The 16,522-nt window shown below is 51.8% G+C and carries 15 protein-coding genes; 4 read left to right on the forward strand and 11 right to left on the reverse strand.

Translation table 11 applies throughout. The features are described from left to right. Positions 1–30: 30 nt before the first annotated feature. The 4 genes from ppx to purM form a co-directional block, all read right to left on the reverse strand. Positions 31–1,572 (reverse strand): exopolyphosphatase, encoded by a 1,542-nt coding sequence (ppx, locus tag AB4H76_RS06845; RefSeq protein ID WP_001121363.1) that lies wholly within the window; start codon positions 1,570–1,572, stop codon positions 31–33. A gap of 4 nt (positions 1,573–1,576) precedes the next feature. Then, complete coding sequence (gene ppk1 / locus AB4H76_RS06850) at positions 1,577–3,643, reverse strand: polyphosphate kinase 1 (RefSeq protein ID WP_000529576.1); 2,067 nt, start codon at positions 3,641–3,643, stop codon at positions 1,577–1,579. Positions 3,644–3,813: 170 nt separating this feature from the next. Further along, the gene (gene purN, locus AB4H76_RS06855) at positions 3,814–4,452 is read right to left on the reverse strand and encodes a phosphoribosylglycinamide formyltransferase (RefSeq protein ID WP_001028614.1); all 639 of its coding nucleotides are present in this window, start codon (positions 4,450–4,452) and stop codon (positions 3,814–3,816) included. Next, positions 4,452–5,489, reverse strand: coding sequence for a phosphoribosylformylglycinamidine cyclo-ligase (gene purM / locus AB4H76_RS06860; RefSeq protein ID WP_001295474.1), 1,038 nt, complete (start codon positions 5,487–5,489; stop codon positions 4,452–4,454). The genes purN and purM overlap by 1 nt, the downstream gene beginning before the upstream one ends. Before the next feature lie 324 nt (positions 5,490–5,813). Here purM and upp point away from each other — a divergent pair, with 324 nt between their 5' ends. From upp to AB4H76_RS06875, 3 genes are all read left to right on the forward strand, one after another. Further along, entirely contained in the window at positions 5,814–6,440 is a 627-nt protein-coding gene (gene upp, locus AB4H76_RS06865; RefSeq protein WP_001295473.1) for a uracil phosphoribosyltransferase, read from the forward strand. A gap of 85 nt (positions 6,441–6,525) precedes the next feature. Next, positions 6,526–7,815, forward strand: coding sequence for a uracil permease (gene uraA, locus AB4H76_RS06870; RefSeq protein WP_000198328.1), 1,290 nt, complete (start codon positions 6,526–6,528; stop codon positions 7,813–7,815). A gap of 94 nt (positions 7,816–7,909) precedes the next feature. Further along, positions 7,910–8,611, forward strand: coding sequence for a DnaA inactivator Hda (locus AB4H76_RS06875; protein ID WP_001307333.1), 702 nt, complete (start codon positions 7,910–7,912; stop codon positions 8,609–8,611). Positions 8,612–8,748: 137 nt separating this feature from the next. Here AB4H76_RS06875 and arsC read toward each other — a convergent pair whose 3' ends face one another. Then, positions 8,749–9,108: an arsenate reductase (glutaredoxin) gene (gene arsC, locus AB4H76_RS06880; RefSeq protein ID WP_000166449.1), complete on the reverse strand. Its 360-nt coding sequence runs from the start codon at positions 9,106–9,108 to the stop codon at positions 8,749–8,751. A gap of 20 nt (positions 9,109–9,128) precedes the next feature. Then, on the reverse strand, positions 9,129–10,592 hold the full coding sequence (gene bepA / locus AB4H76_RS06885; protein ID WP_000489667.1) for a beta-barrel assembly-enhancing protease: 1,464 nt from the start codon (positions 10,590–10,592) through the stop codon (positions 9,129–9,131). Between the two features lie 212 nt (positions 10,593–10,804). Between bepA and AB4H76_RS06890 the strand changes: the two genes are divergently transcribed. After that, positions 10,805–11,866 (forward strand): AI-2E family transporter, encoded by a 1,062-nt coding sequence (locus AB4H76_RS06890; protein WP_000892044.1) that lies wholly within the window; start codon positions 10,805–10,807, stop codon positions 11,864–11,866. 37 nt (positions 11,867–11,903) lie between these two features. Here the strand turns inward: AB4H76_RS06890 and focB are convergent, their stop codons facing one another. Genes focB through hyfH form a run of 5 tightly spaced genes read right to left on the reverse strand, consistent with a single transcriptional unit; the run spans position 11,904 to position 16,516 of the window. Continuing rightward, complete coding sequence (gene focB, locus AB4H76_RS06895) at positions 11,904–12,752, reverse strand: formate transporter FocB (RefSeq protein WP_001244735.1); 849 nt, start codon at positions 12,750–12,752, stop codon at positions 11,904–11,906. A gap of 21 nt (positions 12,753–12,773) precedes the next feature. Further along, positions 12,774–14,786 carry a DNA-binding transcriptional regulator HyfR gene (gene hyfR / locus AB4H76_RS06900; RefSeq protein WP_001251538.1) on the reverse strand — a complete coding sequence of 671 codons (2,013 nt, stop codon included), beginning with the start codon at positions 14,784–14,786 and terminating at the stop codon, positions 12,774–12,776. A gap of 29 nt (positions 14,787–14,815) precedes the next feature. Beyond that, positions 14,816–15,229 (reverse strand): hydrogenase 4 assembly chaperone HyfJ, encoded by a 414-nt coding sequence (hyfJ, locus tag AB4H76_RS06905; protein ID WP_001300799.1) that lies wholly within the window; start codon positions 15,227–15,229, stop codon positions 14,816–14,818. Beyond that, positions 15,222–15,980, reverse strand: a complete 759-nt coding sequence (hyfI, locus tag AB4H76_RS06910; RefSeq protein WP_000075541.1) for a hydrogenase 4 catalytic subunit HyfI — start codon at positions 15,978–15,980, stop codon at positions 15,222–15,224. The genes hyfJ and hyfI overlap by 8 nt, the downstream gene beginning before the upstream one ends. Next, positions 15,977–16,516 (reverse strand): hydrogenase 4 subunit H, encoded by a 540-nt coding sequence (hyfH, locus tag AB4H76_RS06915; protein WP_000916086.1) that lies wholly within the window; start codon positions 16,514–16,516, stop codon positions 15,977–15,979. The genes hyfI and hyfH overlap by 4 nt, the downstream gene beginning before the upstream one ends. Positions 16,517–16,522: the final 6 nt, after the last annotated feature.

Consider the following 16,522-nt stretch of genomic DNA (forward strand, 5'->3'; position numbering starts at 1 on the left):
GGCCGACATTTCTCGTCGGCCCGCAAAGCATTAAGCGGCGATTTCAGGTGTACTTTCTTCTTCAATTTTCAACCGCCAGCCAGCCACGCCTTCCCAGTATTCTTGCTCCTTTTCCAGATCAAGCAGTACCAACGCATTCTGACTAAACCAGTCATGCGGGAAACGCAGTGTCCAGTGACTGTCATCAGTAATCAGTGTCAATGTTGGCGGTGTGGTGGTTGCCTGACGTTGATTGTTGAGTAATACGCCAAGGCGCAATAGCTGAATCAGTGGCAGGAACTGTTTCTTCTTAAACAAGGTAAAGCGCGGCAGATCGTCGAGTTTAATCGCTTTACGGTGATAGCGCACCAGTGTCGCCATCATCAGCTGCTGTTCCTGATTAAAACCCGGCAAGTCACTGTTTTGCAGAATATAAGCGGAGTGGCGATGCAAACCGCTGTGGTTGATATTCAACCCGACCTCATGCAGCATGGCGGCCCATCGCAGTAGCGCCTCCAGTTGCGGATGCGCCAGCTTCGGTTGCTGTTCCCGCCACTGTTCGTACATTTGCATAGTGGTATCCAGCACCCGTCGGGCCTGTTCGCTGTCGATGTGATACTGGTTGGCGAGGCTGCTGGCGGTGCGACTACGCACATCCTGATGACGGAAACGTCCTTCCATTTCGTACAGTACGCCTTCGCGTAACGCCCCGTCAGAAAGGCGCAGTTCACGGATGGCTAAAGCATCAAACACACCGCATAAAATCGCCAGTCCCGGAACGAAGACTGTTTTCCGCTCTTCGGAAAGACCCGGTAAACTCAGCGATGCGAAATTACGGTGACGTAAAACTTCTTTTACCAGTTTTTCCAGACGTTCCGGGGTAATTATCCCGTCTTTCTCGCCCATTTCCATTAACACTTCATGGGCGGCTTTTATGGTACCGGAAGCGCCCATTGCAACGTTCCAGCCCTGAATACGGAATTGCCAGGTTAAAGTTTCCAGTTTTTGTGCTGCCGCCATGCGAGCGCGCTGAAAATTCTCTTTATTGATGACCCCGCCAGGAAAATAAAGCTGGGCAAAGCTGACACAACCCATCCGGCGGCTTTCAACGAGAATAGGTTCGAAATTTTCACCAATCACCAGTTCCGTAGATCCGCCGCCAATATCAATAACCAGTTTGCGACCTTTTTCCGGTTGGGTATGTTCCACTCCCATAAAAATCAGACGGGCTTCTTCATTACCGGAAATAATTTCAATCGGGTAGGGAATGACCTTTTCCGCGCGTTTCAGAAAGTCAGTGGCGTTCAGCGCCTGACGCAGCGTATGGGTGCCGACTATACAGACGCTGGCAGGAGAAAACCCTTGTAGCCGTTCGGCAAACAGCGACAGACAGTTCAAACCGCGCGTCATTGCCTCTTCACTCAACATATTATCTGGCCCCAGGCCGTCCGCCAGATGCACCCGCTGTTTCAGGCGACCAATAATCTGCATGGCACCATCTACCACACGGGCTATGACCATGTGAAAACTGTTTGAACCAAGATCGACCGCAGCAAACTCCTGCGGACGAGGGGATTTATCGTGTATTGGCATAGGGTTATTCAGGTTGTTCGAGTGATTTGATGTAGTCGTAAATCGCCAACTGCGCCCGTACTTTGCGGCGATTGCCGCGGGGAACGTAGCGATTACTGAGTTCTTTATCGATATAACGTGCTTTGACCGTATCGCTGAACAATATGTCGATGATGTCCAGCACCCGCTGCTTCAGGCGCGGATCGAGCAGCGGTGTCGCCACTTCAATACGATAATCAATATTGCGCGTCATCCAGTCGGCGGAAGAAAGGTAGACCTTTTTATCGCCGCCATTTTCAAAAATATAAACCCGGTCATGTTCAAGGTAACGGTCAACAATACTGATGGCACGAATGTTGTCGCTAATGCCTTCCAGATTGGGGATCAGCGAACACATTCCGCGAACCAGCAGATTAACCGGTACGCCGGAGCTGGAGGCCGCATACAGACGATCAACCAGGCCTTTATCGACAAGGTTATTTAGCTTCAGGGTGATACCACTGGGCAGCCCTTGCTGCGCGTTGGCGATTTCGCGGTCTACCATTTCATATAACAGACGGCGAGAGTTTTGCGGTGACACCATTAAATAATCAAATGTCACCGGGCGGTATGGGTTTTCAATAAAGTTAAATACCCGCCGTACTTCGTTGGTGATACGCGCATCTGCGGTCAGCAACGAATAGTCAGTATAAAGACGCGCGGTTTTTTCGTTAAAGTTCCCGGTCCCGATGTGTGCGTAACGGACCACTTCACCGTTTTCTTTACGTGAAATCAGGAACAGTTTGGCGTGAATTTTCAGCCCCGGCGCAGAGAAGATAACGTGCACGCCTGCTTCTGTCAGGCGCTTCGCCCAGTGAATGTTGGCTTCTTCGTCGAAACGCGCCTGTAACTCAACCACCACGGTCACTTTCTTGCCGTTGTGCGCAGCGTGGATCATCGAGTCGATGATACGTGAATCTTTTGCCACACGGTAAATGTTGATTTTAATCGCCAGCACGCTCGGATCGAACGAGGCCTGACGCAGCAGTTCCAGCACATGCTCAAAGGTGTGATAAGGATAATAGAGCAACACATCGCGTTCGCGAATGGCATCAAAACCATTGCGGAACTGGGCTTTATCAAACCAAATGTGGCGTAAACGCGGCAGTGGTTTGTTCACCAGATTGGCTTTGCCGACATTGGGGAAATTAATAAAGTCTTTAAAATTATGATAACGACCGCCGGGGACGATGGAGTCGTAGCGGGAAATAGTCAGTTTTTCGCGTAACACTTCAACCAGCGCATTGGGCATATCGCGCTGATAAACAAAACGCACCGGCTCAGCAGTTAAACGCTGCTTGAGACTGGAAGACATCAACTCCATCAGGCTGGCTTCCATCTCATGCACTAAATCGTATTCGGCATCGCGGGTCATCTTCATTGAATAGGCATTCAGCGCGTCATAATCAAAGAAGCCTTTGAAAATATCATCGAGGCAGTAACGCAGAATGTTATCCAGAAGAATCATCGGTTTGCGTCGACGCGGCGCTTCTGGCGGTAAATTCACAAAGCGTGGCACTTTATCTGATGGGATCTCCAGCAGCGCGTAACGGATGGTATCGCCACGGATAATTTCCACCGCCAAATAGGTGTAATCATCTTTCAGGAACTGCACTAAGTCAGTGTCAGGATTGATTAAAATCGGCGTAATGTGCTGACGCAGATACTGCTTAAAATAATGACGAAGCCAGTTTTGTTGATTGACGGAGAGCTGGCGTTCATTAATCAGGAAGATCTGGTTACGCGCCATCTCCAGCAGCAGCTCGTTGTAGAGGCCGTCGAATTCCTGATCGGCTTTCAGCACCCGGGACTGAATTTTGCCCAGTAAATGGCGGGAATGAGAGTTGGAGCCTTGTTCTTCGCTAATAATGATGCGTCGCTTCAGTTCAGCGAAGCGGACTTTATAGAACTCATCAAGGTTATTGGAATAGATCCCCAGGAAACGCATCCTTTCAATCAGCGGGTTAGATTTGTCCGCCGCTTCCTGAAGCACGCGTTCATTGAACGATAACCAACTGAGCTCTTTTTCGATGTATAGCTTTTCCTGACCCATTACCACTTTTACTCCGTTTTATTCACGGGACACTGCCTGGATATTATGGCGAGCAATATTGGCAGATGTCCAACTATGCCAGAAAAGGGGGAAAAAAACTGCTGGAGCTTGCGATTTACAGGTGAATTGAAAAACGCCAGCGGCAGAGCTGGCGCTTTAACTACGGGGCATTACTCGTCGGCAGCGTAGCCCTGCGGCGGCAGACGTTGACCATCCAGCCACGCGGCGTTTTCGTGCATTTTCAGACGACCATCGGCAAACCAGCTAATCACCAGTGGATAAATAGCGTGTTCCTGGGTTTGCACGCGGGCGGTGATGTCATCTTCCGTATCACCAGCAAATACCGGGACTTTCGCCTGTAAAATAACCGGGCCACCGTCCAGTTCATCGGTGACGAAATGCACCGATGTACCGTGCTCTTCATCGCCATTTTCCAGCGCCTGACGATGGGTGTGTAATCCGGGATATTTCGGCAGCAGAGAAGGGTGAATGTTCAGCAAACGCCCGGCATAGTGGGAGACAAACGCCGGGCTGAGAATGCGCATAAAACCAGCCAGCACGACCACATCGGGTGCGTACATGTCGATTTCATGAATCAACTCCCGGTCATAGGCTTCACGACTGTCAAACGCGCTGGCGATGAGCGTATGCGTTGCAATACCCGCCTGGCGGGCGCGTTCAAGGCCGAACGCGTCGGCCTTATTGCTGAAAACTGCCCGTACGGTGCCTTTAATTTTGTTGGTTTTACAGGCGTCAATAATTGCCTGTAAATTACTTCCGTTGCCGGAAATAAGCACCACAATATTCATTATTCGATAACCACGCGTTGTTCGGAATCAGAGGCTTTGATGATACCGATTTTCCACGCGTTTTCACCGTTGGCATTGAGCAGGGCGAGGGCTTTGTCCACTTCCGGAGCAGGCAGGGCAATAATCATCCCGACGCCGCAGTTGAAGGTGCGATACATTTCATGGCGTTCAACGTTACCTGCCGTTTGCAGCCAGTTGAACACTTCCGGCCACTGCCAGGAAGATTCATCAATCACTGCCTGGGTATTATCTGGCAATACGCGTGGAATGTTTTCCCAGAAGCCGCCGCCGGTCAGGTGCGCAATGGCATGCACATCGACCTTTTCAATCAACTCCAGCACTGACTTCACGTAAATGCGGGTCGGTGCCAGCAGATGATCGGCTAATGGCTTACCATCAAGTTCGGTGGTTTGCGGATCACAACCGCTGACTTCAAGAATTTTGCGCACCAGCGAATAGCCGTTCGAGTGCGGACCGCTGGAACCGAGTGCAATCAGCACATCGCCGTCGCTGACTTTAGAGCCGTCGATGATTTCTGATTTTTCTACCACGCCAACGCAGAAACCCGCGACATCGTAATCCTCACCGTGATACATCCCCGGCATTTCTGCCGTTTCGCCACCCACCAGTGAACAGCCCGATTGCAGACATCCTTCCGCGATACCGCTGATCACCGCTGAAGCGGTATCAACATCCAGTTTTCCGGTTGCGTAATAGTCGAGGAAAAACAGCGGCTCTGCACCTTGCACCACCAGGTCATTAACGCACATGGCGACCAGATCAATACCAATGGTGTCGTGACGTTTTAAGTCCATTGCCAGACGCAGCTTGGTACCTACGCCGTCAGTGCCGGAAACCAGCACGGGTTCACGATATTTTTGCGGCAATGCACACAGCGCACCGAAGCCGCCCAGACCGCCCATCACTTCCGGACGACGCGTTTTCTTCACTACGCCTTTGATTCTTCCAACCAGAGCATTACCCGCGTCAATATCAACACCGGCATCTTTGTAGCTAAGAGAGGTTTTATCGGTCACTGCTTGGGTCCCCACGCGTTACTTGCGGTAGAAAAATAAAATTCGGCGCAATTCTAACAGGGAAAGCAAACGTTTGCGAGACTGCTTTACACAACCTTTTTGCACGTCTTTTGCCCAGGCGCGCGGCGAAAGAAGACTTGTACCAGGGTAAAGGTTAGTTTTCGGATGGAATAATCTTCTTTCATAACCATTTGAATATAAAATAACTTTATCTCAAACCGTTATCATTTTGACTAAAGTCAACGAAAAGAATATTGCCGCCTTGAAGAAAGGAGGTATAATCCGTCGATTTTTTTTGTGGCTGCCCCTCAAAGGAGAAAGAGTATGAAGATCGTGGAAGTCAAACACCCACTCGTCAAACACAAGCTGGGACTGATGCGTGAGCAAGATATCAGCACCAAGCGCTTTCGCGAACTCGCTTCCGAAGTGGGTAGCCTGCTGACTTACGAAGCGACCGCCGACCTCGAAACGGAAAAAGTAACTATCGAAGGCTGGAACGGCCCGGTAGAAATCGACCAGATCAAAGGTAAGAAAATTACCGTTGTGCCAATTCTGCGTGCGGGTCTTGGTATGATGGACGGTGTGCTGGAAAACGTTCCGAGCGCGCGCATCAGCGTTGTCGGTATGTACCGTAATGAAGAAACGCTGGAGCCGGTACCGTACTTCCAGAAACTGGTTTCTAACATCGATGAGCGTATGGCGCTGATCGTTGACCCAATGCTGGCAACCGGTGGTTCCGTTATCGCGACCATCGACCTGCTGAAAAAAGCGGGCTGCAGCAGCATCAAAGTTCTGGTGCTGGTCGCTGCGCCAGAAGGTATCGCTGCGCTGGAAAAAGCGCACCCGGACGTCGAACTGTATACCGCATCGATTGATCAGGGACTGAACGAGCACGGATACATTATTCCGGGCCTCGGCGATGCCGGTGACAAAATCTTTGGTACGAAATAAAGAATAAAAATAATTAAAGCCGACTTTAAGAGTCGGCTTTTTTTTGAGTAAAGCGCCTATAACACATAATACAGAGGATAATACTATGACGCGCCGTGCTATCGGGGTGAGTGAAAGACCGCCACTTTTACAGACAATCCCGCTTAGTTTGCAACATTTGTTCGCCATGTTTGGTGCAACCGTCCTGGTGCCCGTCTTATTTCATATTAACCCGGCGACTGTACTGTTATTTAACGGTATTGGAACGCTGCTGTATCTCTTCATCTGTAAAGGGAAAATTCCGGCTTATCTTGGTTCCAGCTTTGCCTTTATTTCACCGGTATTGTTACTGTTGCCGTTAGGGTATGAAGTCGCGCTGGGCGGCTTTATTATGTGCGGCGTGCTGTTCTGCCTGGTTTCTTTTATCGTGAAGAAAGCGGGGACCGGCTGGCTGGACGTGCTGTTTCCACCTGCGGCAATGGGCGCAATCGTTGCCGTCATCGGTCTGGAGCTGGCGGGCGTAGCTGCCGGTATGGCGGGTTTACTCCCGGCTGAAGGGCAAACGCCAGACTCCAAAACCATCATCATCTCTATTACCACCCTGGCGGTCACGGTTTTAGGTTCCGTGCTGTTTCGTGGTTTCCTGGCAATTATCCCGATTTTAATTGGCGTGCTGGTGGGCTACGCGCTCTCTTTCGCAATGGGAATTGTCGATACCACGCCGATTATTAATGCTCACTGGTTTGCGCTGCCAACCCTCTATACGCCGCGCTTCGAGTGGTTTGCCATTCTGACTATTCTGCCAGCGGCGTTAGTGGTTATTGCCGAACACGTAGGGCACCTGGTAGTAACGGCTAATATCGTCAAAAAAGATCTGCTGCGCGATCCAGGTCTGCACCGTTCGATGTTTGCTAATGGCTTGTCGACCGTGATTTCCGGCTTCTTTGGCTCTACGCCAAATACCACTTACGGAGAAAACATTGGCGTGATGGCGATCACCCGTGTTTACAGTACCTGGGTTATCGGCGGGGCGGCGATTTTCGCTATCCTGCTTTCCTGCGTCGGTAAACTGGCTGCCGCTATCCAGATGATCCCATTGCCGGTGATGGGCGGCGTTTCGCTGCTGCTTTATGGTGTCATCGGTGCTTCCGGTATTCGTGTTTTGATCGAATCGAAAGTGGATTACAACAAAGCACAGAACCTGATCCTGACTTCCGTGATTTTGATCATCGGCGTCAGTGGCGCGAAGGTAAACATCGGCGCGGCGGAGTTAAAAGGTATGGCGCTGGCGACCATCGTCGGTATCGGCTTAAGTTTGATCTTCAAACTGATTAGTGTGCTGCGCCCTGAAGAAGTGGTGCTGGACGCAGAAGACGCGGATATAACAGACAAATAATGTACCGACCGGGCAGTGTTGCTGCCCGGTTCAAACATCATGGGATTCTGTGGTAAACTTCTCGCGATTTTGTGAAATCCTGGTTGAGGTATCTCTGAACACACCGGCACAGCTCTCTTTGCCACTTTATCTTCCTGACGACGAAACCTTTGCAAGTTTCTGGCCGGGGGATAACTCCTCTTTACTGGCTGCGCTGCAAAACGTGCTGCGTCAGGAACATAGCGGTTACATCTATCTCTGGGCACGCGAAGGCGCGGGGCGCAGCCATCTGCTGCACGCGGCTTGCGCGGAATTGTCGCAGCGTGGCGATGCGGTGGGCTATGTCCCGCTGGATAAACGCACCTGGTTTGTTCCGGAAGTGCTCGACGGTATGGAGCATTTGTCGCTGGTCTGTATCGACAACATTGAGTGTATTGCAGGCGATGAGTTGTGGGAGATGGCGATTTTCGATCTCTACAATCGAATTCTGGAATCGGGCAAAACACGATTGTTGATCACCGGCGATCGTCCACCGCGGCAGTTGAATCTGGGATTACCGGATCTCGCTTCGCGACTCGACTGGGGGCAGATCTACAAATTGCAGCCACTTTCTGATGAAGATAAGTTGCAGGCGCTACAGTTACGCGCGCGTTTGCGTGGTTTTGAACTGCCGGAAGATGTGGGGCGTTTCTTGCTGAAGCGGCTCGACAGAGAAATGCGCACGCTATTTATGACGTTGGATCAGTTGGATCGTGCGTCGATTACCGCGCAACGTAAGCTGACCATTCCGTTTGTGAAAGAAATTCTGAAGTTGTAGATAAGGTGTTTATTGTCGGATGCGGCGCGAACGCCTTATCCGAACTACGCGAAGTTAATCCATAGTATTCGTAGGCCGGATAAGACGTGGCAAGCGTCGCATCCGGCAATGTGCTTCAACTAGCGATGGAGCACATCTTAACCCACGATTTCCAGTACCTGCTCCGGTGGACGACCAATCCGCGCTTTGCCATTCGCGACCACAATCGGGCGCTCCATTAGCTTCGGATTATCCACCATTGCCTGAATCAGCGCCTCTTCGCTAAGCGAACTGTCAGCCAGGTTCAGTTCTTTATAAAGATCCTCTTTCTGGCGCATCAATTCACGGGCGCTATTCATCCCCAGCATTTTCAGCAAATCGCGCAGCGTTGCCGCATCGGCGGGTGTCTCAAGGTAGAGTACCACTTCTGGCTCCACGCCGTTTTCTTTCAGCAGGTTCAGCGTTTCCCGGCTCTTTGAACAGCGTGGGTTATGGTAGATTTTTACCTGTTTGGTCATTGTTCTTCCTTTAATGCGAATTACATCTTGGTATAAGGCTTAAAGCGTTCCTGCAGCTGGCGCAACTGGTCGATGCGCGCATCGTAACGCGCTTGTTGCAGGCTGCCTAATTTCACCTGCGAACTGGCGCTACTCAACAGCGAAATGGCCTGATCGAGTCGTCCGGCGAGCGCATAACCTTCTGCTCGCGCAGCCAGCTCCTGATCGCGGTTATTTAGCGCGGCTTCCGCCTGTGCCAGTAAATCCCAGCCGTTGCTGTCATCTTTATTATTAAAGGTGTAGCGATTGAGAATATTGGCCGCTTCTTGTGGTTGACCGCCTTGCAGATAAGCGTTTGCCAGGTTGAGCTGCAACACCGGATTGGTGCGCAAATCACGGGCATTTTTCAGGCGATTGATTGCCTCATTGGCTTTGTTTTGCCCAAGATCGATATCGGTAGCCAGATCGAGATACCATGCGTTGCCAGGTTCTGCCGCCAGTAACGGTTGCAGCGTTTTACGCGCCTCGTCGTATTTATTGGCTTCCATCGCCTGTAAAGCACGACCATATTGCGCCGCTCGTTGCTGACGAACGTTTCCTTTCGCCCATTCATCCAGCAAATCACTGGTGAGCTGGTTACGTCCGGAATTATACATCCCCAGTGTGCGCGCTTTCGCCAGATAGAAATCTTCCGACGACTGCACCACCATCGGTCGCATCTGATTAGCACGGTTGCGGGCATCTGCCAGACGACTTTCCGGCAACGGGTGAGTCAATAAAATTTCCGGCGGGCGCGAGGAGTAACGCGCCTGATCGAGTAATTTTTCGAGGAAGGTTGGCATCGCCTGCGGATCGAATCCCGAGCGTTGCAGCACCTGAATACCAATGCGGTCCGCTTCCTGTTCATTTTGCTGGGTGAAACTGATCATCCCCTGACGTGTTCCCGCCAGTGTACCGGTCAGCGCCGCCATCCCCGCCTGCGGACTGGCCATCGCCAGTAAAATAGAACCTAACGCGCCGACCCAGGTCAGCGGCGCGCTGCGTTGTTGATCTTCCATCGCTCGCGCCAGGTGACGTTGGGTGACGTGGGAGATTTCGTGCGCCATAACTGAAGCCAGTTGACTTTCGTTATCGGAATAACGGAACAGGGCAGAGTGCAGCACCACGTTGCCGCCAAAGAAAGCAAAGGCGTTAATTTCGTCGTTGTTGATCAGAAAAAAATGAAACGGTGTCTTAACCGAATTGGCATGCGAAACCAGACGCATCCCCAGCGAATTAATATATTGCGTTAACAGCGGGTCATTAATTAACGGCGCGCTGCCGCGTAGCTGGCGGACATAATAGTCGCCCATCTGCATTTCCTGACCAATGGAAAGCGTGCTTCCTGCGGAGGTTCCCATATCCGGCAAGGTGTCTGCGCTGTCGGCAAACGCCGGGGCTACCTGACCAATGGTCATAGCAGCAATGAGGGTTGCAACCAGGTTTTTTTTCAACTGCCTGAACATAACCTCTATCCTGTATTTCTGAAGATAGTCATTTGACCGATACTGTGAAATATCGTTCCCACCGCGCCGCATTTGAGTGTAACGGCGAAGATTAGCCCACTCAAATGACTTTTCAGTTTCCTGAATCCGTCATAAAAAGCGAAGTCTTTTTTGTGACATTTCGATACAATTGCGGATCGCAATCCCGCTCTTGAGGTTCAGGGAAGGTCTTTATGCTCGAAATGTTGATGCAATGGTATCGCCGCCGTTTTAGCGACCCGGAAGCGATTGCCTTGCTGGTTATTTTAGTTGCCGGATTTGGCATTATCTTTTTCTTTAGTGGCCTGCTTGCTCCGTTGCTGGTGGCTATTGTGCTGGCCTATTTGCTGGAATGGCCAACTGTGCGCCTGCAATCTATTGGCTGCTCCCGCCGCTGGGCGACGTCGATTGTATTGGTGGTTTTTGTCGGTATATTGCTACTGATGGCGTTCGTGGTACTGCCTATCGCCTGGCAACAGGGCATCTACTTAATTCGCGATATGCCGGGGATGCTCAATAAGCTTTCTGACTTTGCCGCCACGTTGCCGCGCCGCTATCCGGCGTTAATGGATGCGGGCATTATTGATGCAATGGCCGAAAATATGCGCAGTCGGATGCTGACCATGGGCGATTCGGTGGTGAAAATTTCCCTCGCCTCGCTGGTCGGTTTGCTGACCATAGCCGTCTATCTGGTGCTGGTGCCATTGATGGTCTTCTTCCTGCTGAAAGACAAAGAGCAGATGCTGAACGCCGTTCGTCGGGTGCTGCCGCGCAACCGTGGACTGGCAGGACAGGTGTGGAAGGAGATGAATCAACAAATCACCAACTATATCCGCGGCAAAGTGCTGGAGATGATCGTGGTGGGGATCGCCACCTGGCTGGGGTTCTTGCTCTTTGGGCTGAACTATTCGCTGCTGCTGGCGGTGCTGGTCGGCTTCTCGGTACTTATTCCGTACATTGGCGCATTTGTGGTGACCATTCCGGTGGTTGGCGTGGCGCTATTCCAGTTTGGTGCAGGCACGGAATTCTGGAGCTGCTTCGCAGTGTATCTGATTATTCAGGCGCTGGACGGCAACCTGTTAGTACCGGTGTTGTTCTCCGAAGCGGTTAACCTGCATCCGCTGGTGATTATTTTATCGGTGGTGATCTTCGGTGGTTTGTGGGGATTCTGGGGCGTATTCTTCGCCATTCCATTGGCGACCCTGATCAAAGCCGTGATCCACGCCTGGCCCGATGGGCAAATAGCGCAAGAATAATCTTCAGCCCGACGAACTGTTTCGCCGGGCTGATTTTTCAGGATTCCTGACGTAAATAGATAGCCCGATAACACATACTCACCAGCACTGCACCGCCGATAATATTACCCAGCATCACCGGGAGCAGATTGGCGGTAATAAAATGGCTTACCGTCAGTGCCGGAAAATTGTCTGCGCTACTGTGCGCCAGTTGCCAGAAGGGGGGAGGGGCGAAATGGCGAATGGCAATGGCGAACGGAATCACAAACAAATTGGCGATACAGTGCTCAAAGCCACTGGCGACAAACAGGGTGATGGGCAAAATCATGGCGACGATTTTGTCGCATAACGAACGCCCGCAATAACTCATCCAAAGCGCCAGGCAAACCATCAGATTGCACATAATGCCGAGGCTGACAGATTCAGTAAATGTATGATGCATTTTGCCCTCGGCGCAGTGTAAAACCGCGACTCCCCACATCGCGTTTTCACTCATCACCAGCCCGGAAAACCAGATTAACAAACTGAAACAGGCAATACCTGCCAGATTACCGCAGGCCACCAGAAGTGCGTTAATCAGCCAAGTTCGCCAACTAATAACGCCCCGACTTTTTGCCATCACCGTCATTACCGACGAGGTGAACAGGCTGGTGCCGCAAACCGCCAGCAAAATAAAGCCGAGTGTAAAGCAAAGGCCGCCCACCAGATGGGTTAATGCCTGTGAAGACGGGGCATCGGCGATAACGGAAAGGTAAAAAGTAAATCCGATCGCCATAAACACGCCAGCGGACATCGCCATTAAAAAGACCGACACTTTACTGCGGGCAATTTTATGGGCGGCAATCCGTTCAGCGATTGCCGCTTTTCTGGCGCTCAACTGCAAGTCGAAAGAGAGTTTGTTTCTCATGCATACTCCTGCAAAAGCAGATTACAACACCTCGCGAACCGAGATCCCCAGACGCTGCATTCGTGACAGCAGCGTGGTGCGCTTCATCCCTAATCGTGTCGCCGCGCCACGGGGCCCGGCAACAATGCCATTGGTTTCTCGCAATACCTGAACAATGCGCTGACGTTCTTCTTCGTCATTCTCTGGCGTCGTCGGGTGCAGCAACTGCGCCATTGAACTGCGAAGCGCTGAATCTTCATTTAGCGTCGGCAGTAAACGGCTTTGTCGGACATTTAGATGTAAATTCAGACTGTTACCACGAGTCAACAGTACCGCCCGCTCAATCACGTTTTCCAGCTCGCGCACGTTGCCCGGCCAATCCCACGACATCAACTGGCGTAGTGCCTCGGTCGGGATGGCGTCAATTGCGCGATTCATATGGCGCGCCATTTTTTGCGTGAAATGCTTTGCTAAAAGAGGGATATCTTCCGGACGGTCGCGCAGCGGCGGCAATTCCAGTGGGAAGACATTCAGGCGATAAAAGAGATCGCTGCGAAACTGGCGATCTTCAACCATTTGCCACAAATCACGGTTGGTGGCGGCAATGACTCTGACATTTACCGGGATCGTTCTACTCCCGCCGAGACGCTCAATCTCCCGTTCCTGCAATACGCGCAGCAGTTTAGGCTGAAGTTCTAACGGCAGATCGCCAATTTCATCGAGAAACAACGTGCCGCCATCGGCAATTTCAAAACGACCACGATGGGTATTAATCGCACCAGTAAACGCCCCTTTGTCATGACCGAATAACTCACTTTCCAGAAGACTGGCGGGGATGGCAGCGCAGTTGATTTTGACCAGCGGCTTGTCGCGTCGCGGGCTAAGTTGATGGATCGCTCTGGCGATCACCTCTTTGCCGGTTCCGGTTTCACCGCAAATCAACACCGTACTGTCGCTCTTCGCCACAATATCTACCTGCTGGAGTAGGTCTTCCATTGCCTGGCTTTGATAGATAATGTCACCGATGCCCAGATTCGAAAGGAGCTGCTCGCTAAGCTGGTGGTTTTCTTGCTGCAAACTTTCCTGCAAATCGGTCATGCTACGCCAGGCATCGGCATTGCCAACGGCAATAGCGATGCGATCGGCTATGTGTTGTAGTAGCTGGCAGTTTTCCTCACTAAAGAGAGTGGAAGAGGTATGCGCCAGCAACAATGCACCCGGTGTATGGTTGCCAAAGGTAAGCGGTATAAGGAGCGCAGATTCGCAGCCGTTAGATGCAAGTAAGAGTAATAACGGGTCGCGTTGCCAGAGAAACAGATCGTCTGCACGGTGCGTCAAGGTCGGTTGTCGGGTTTGTAGCGTTTGTGTCAGCAATACACTGTCGCCAGGCATATTGCGTGGCAGACACGCACAATGTGAGGCAGAAAGATCGCTGCACCACAGGCTAAACTTCTCGTTCTTTCGATGATCGCCCAGTACCATACTGACTGAAGCCAGACCGAAAAAATGATGGATCTCACGAGCGACGTCAGCGATCAGATCGTCGAGATCAAGATGTGACAGCACTGCATTAGTAATATCAACCAGTACCCGATGATGATCGCGATCTTTCTCCAGCAAACGCAGCGCCACCTGCTGTTCTTCATCATTGAGCCATGATTGCAGAACCGGGGTGATTATCCGCGCCAGCCAGTTAAACAGTGTGCAATCCTGGGGAGTAAAACGACTGCCGTGGGTGCGAATAAAGCGTAGCTCCGCCATTCCACTACTGCCGAGAAGGACGGCGTGACGCGAATAATCGACCATCTCGCCCTGATACTCTGTTGTTGCCGTCACATCGCTGCCATCATCATGGTAGCGGTAATAGAAGTTGCTTTTGAGAACATGCAGTTCAATAAGTTGTACCGGGCTGAACGGCGGCGGCAGCGGGATGAAGGCGCGTAATAAAGACGCCTTACCGTGTTTCTGCGCTAACCGCTCCGCGAGCATTCCGTTTACCGCTTCAATTGTTATTCCTTGCGGCGGGGCAAACATCGCCTCGTCTGACATAGCCATCAACAGTCCTTATTAATGAGAAATCCTTCTCACGTAATTTTTCTGGCCATCAGATAGATGGCCGGTTCCTGCACAATTTCATCCAACAGATGAATGAATTGAATGCTACGCGCCTGCCACACAGACGTCGCGTCATCCGCCAGTGGCGCGAATGCCCGGGTCAACAGGGCGGTGTGGCTGGCGTCAATAACAATCTCACCAAAGGTCATCACCCCCAGCATCTTACGTCGGGCTTGCTCCTCTTCGACCAGTGCAAGCCAATCTTCGTATTCCGTCAGTGGGCAGCGGAAGGCGACATTCAGACAATCAATCACGCCAACGTGATGACCGATAGCCAGCGAGTAATACATTACCTGAGAGCTGTGTTCCGGCATCTCGTCGCTACTGGCGACAAACTTTTTTCGCAGCGTCCAGAAAACAATTTCCCCGCACTCTTCAGTCATGTAACCCCCGGAGTACGCGAAAGAGTTGCTGAACGATACTATTGAGACGTGGATCGTCGGCATCGCGCAACCAGGTGTTAACCCGATTTCCTGTAGGATCGTCGCTTAAATGGCGCAGGAGCCGATCGCAAATTTCTCGCCCCTGACGATAGCCCGCCAGCCGCCGCGCTTCTCGCTCAATGGCGATACGCTGTGATGGCGGGATCTGCGGCCACAACGGTTGCATAGTCACCCCGGTGGGATCGCGATAATCCACCGCGTGAATCTTCTGTTGCAGCAAACCGAGCGCCACGGCGAAACCGTGAATGGTGGCGGCCGGTGTTGGCGGGCAGCCGGGGATCCAAACATCAATGGGGACAATGGTGTCGCTGCCGCCCCAGACGCTGTAGAGATCGTGGAAAATACCGCCGCCGACACCGCACGCGCCGTAGGAAACACAGATTTTATGATCGGGGGCAGACTCATACGCCCGAAGTGCAGGCATACGCATCGCCCGGGTGACTGCGCCTGTAAATAACAAAATATCGGCGTGACGCGGTGATGAAATAACCTTAATGCCAAAACGTTCTGCGTCGAATACTGGTGTGATGGCGGCAAAAATTTCGATTTCACAGGCGTTGCAGCCGCCGCAATCGACGCGATAAACGTAAGCCGAGCGACGGATATCCTGTAGCAAATGCTGCTTCATCTTTTGCGTTTGCTCGTCCAGCGTGATGGGCTGGCTGACATGTTGTGTAAGCACTGGGCTCATAGCTGCTCCTTAGCCACCAGCGGTACATCTGTATCGTCGTTGAGCAGCGTCGCGCGTTGTTTGCACTCCGGGCAGACGCTCGCTTGCGCCCATAACATTTCGCGGTTTTGTGGCGCATTTTGTTGCTGTGCCAACAATTCAGTAGCCAGTGCGACGGTTTTTTGCTGGGCAAACGGGCGTTCGCAACGGCTGCAACGTTGTAGATGGAACGTCGCGCGGGTATAGAGATCGGCTTTATTGGTGACGGTCAGTTCAAAGTTATTGGTAAGCTGGATGGCTCTGGTCGGGCACACTTCTTCACAACGTCCGCAGTAAATACAACGCCTCAGATAGAGCTGCCAGGTGCGCGAATTTTGCTGGTCGTCGGTCTGGATAGTCAGCGCATTTGCCGGACAAGCACAGGCGCCGCAGGCAATACATTGGCTGGGCATCAGGTCCGGTTTCCCGCGAAAGCCTGGGCTGACCTCCAGTGGCGCGAAGGGATATTTCACCGTCGCGGTTCCGGCGCGCATAATAGTTTTCAGTAACTTCAGCATCTTCTG

It is taken from the genome of Escherichia sp. UTM R2 (genome assembly GCF_048593455.1).
Classification (GTDB): Bacteria; Pseudomonadota; Gammaproteobacteria; order Enterobacterales; family Enterobacteriaceae; genus Escherichia; species Escherichia coli.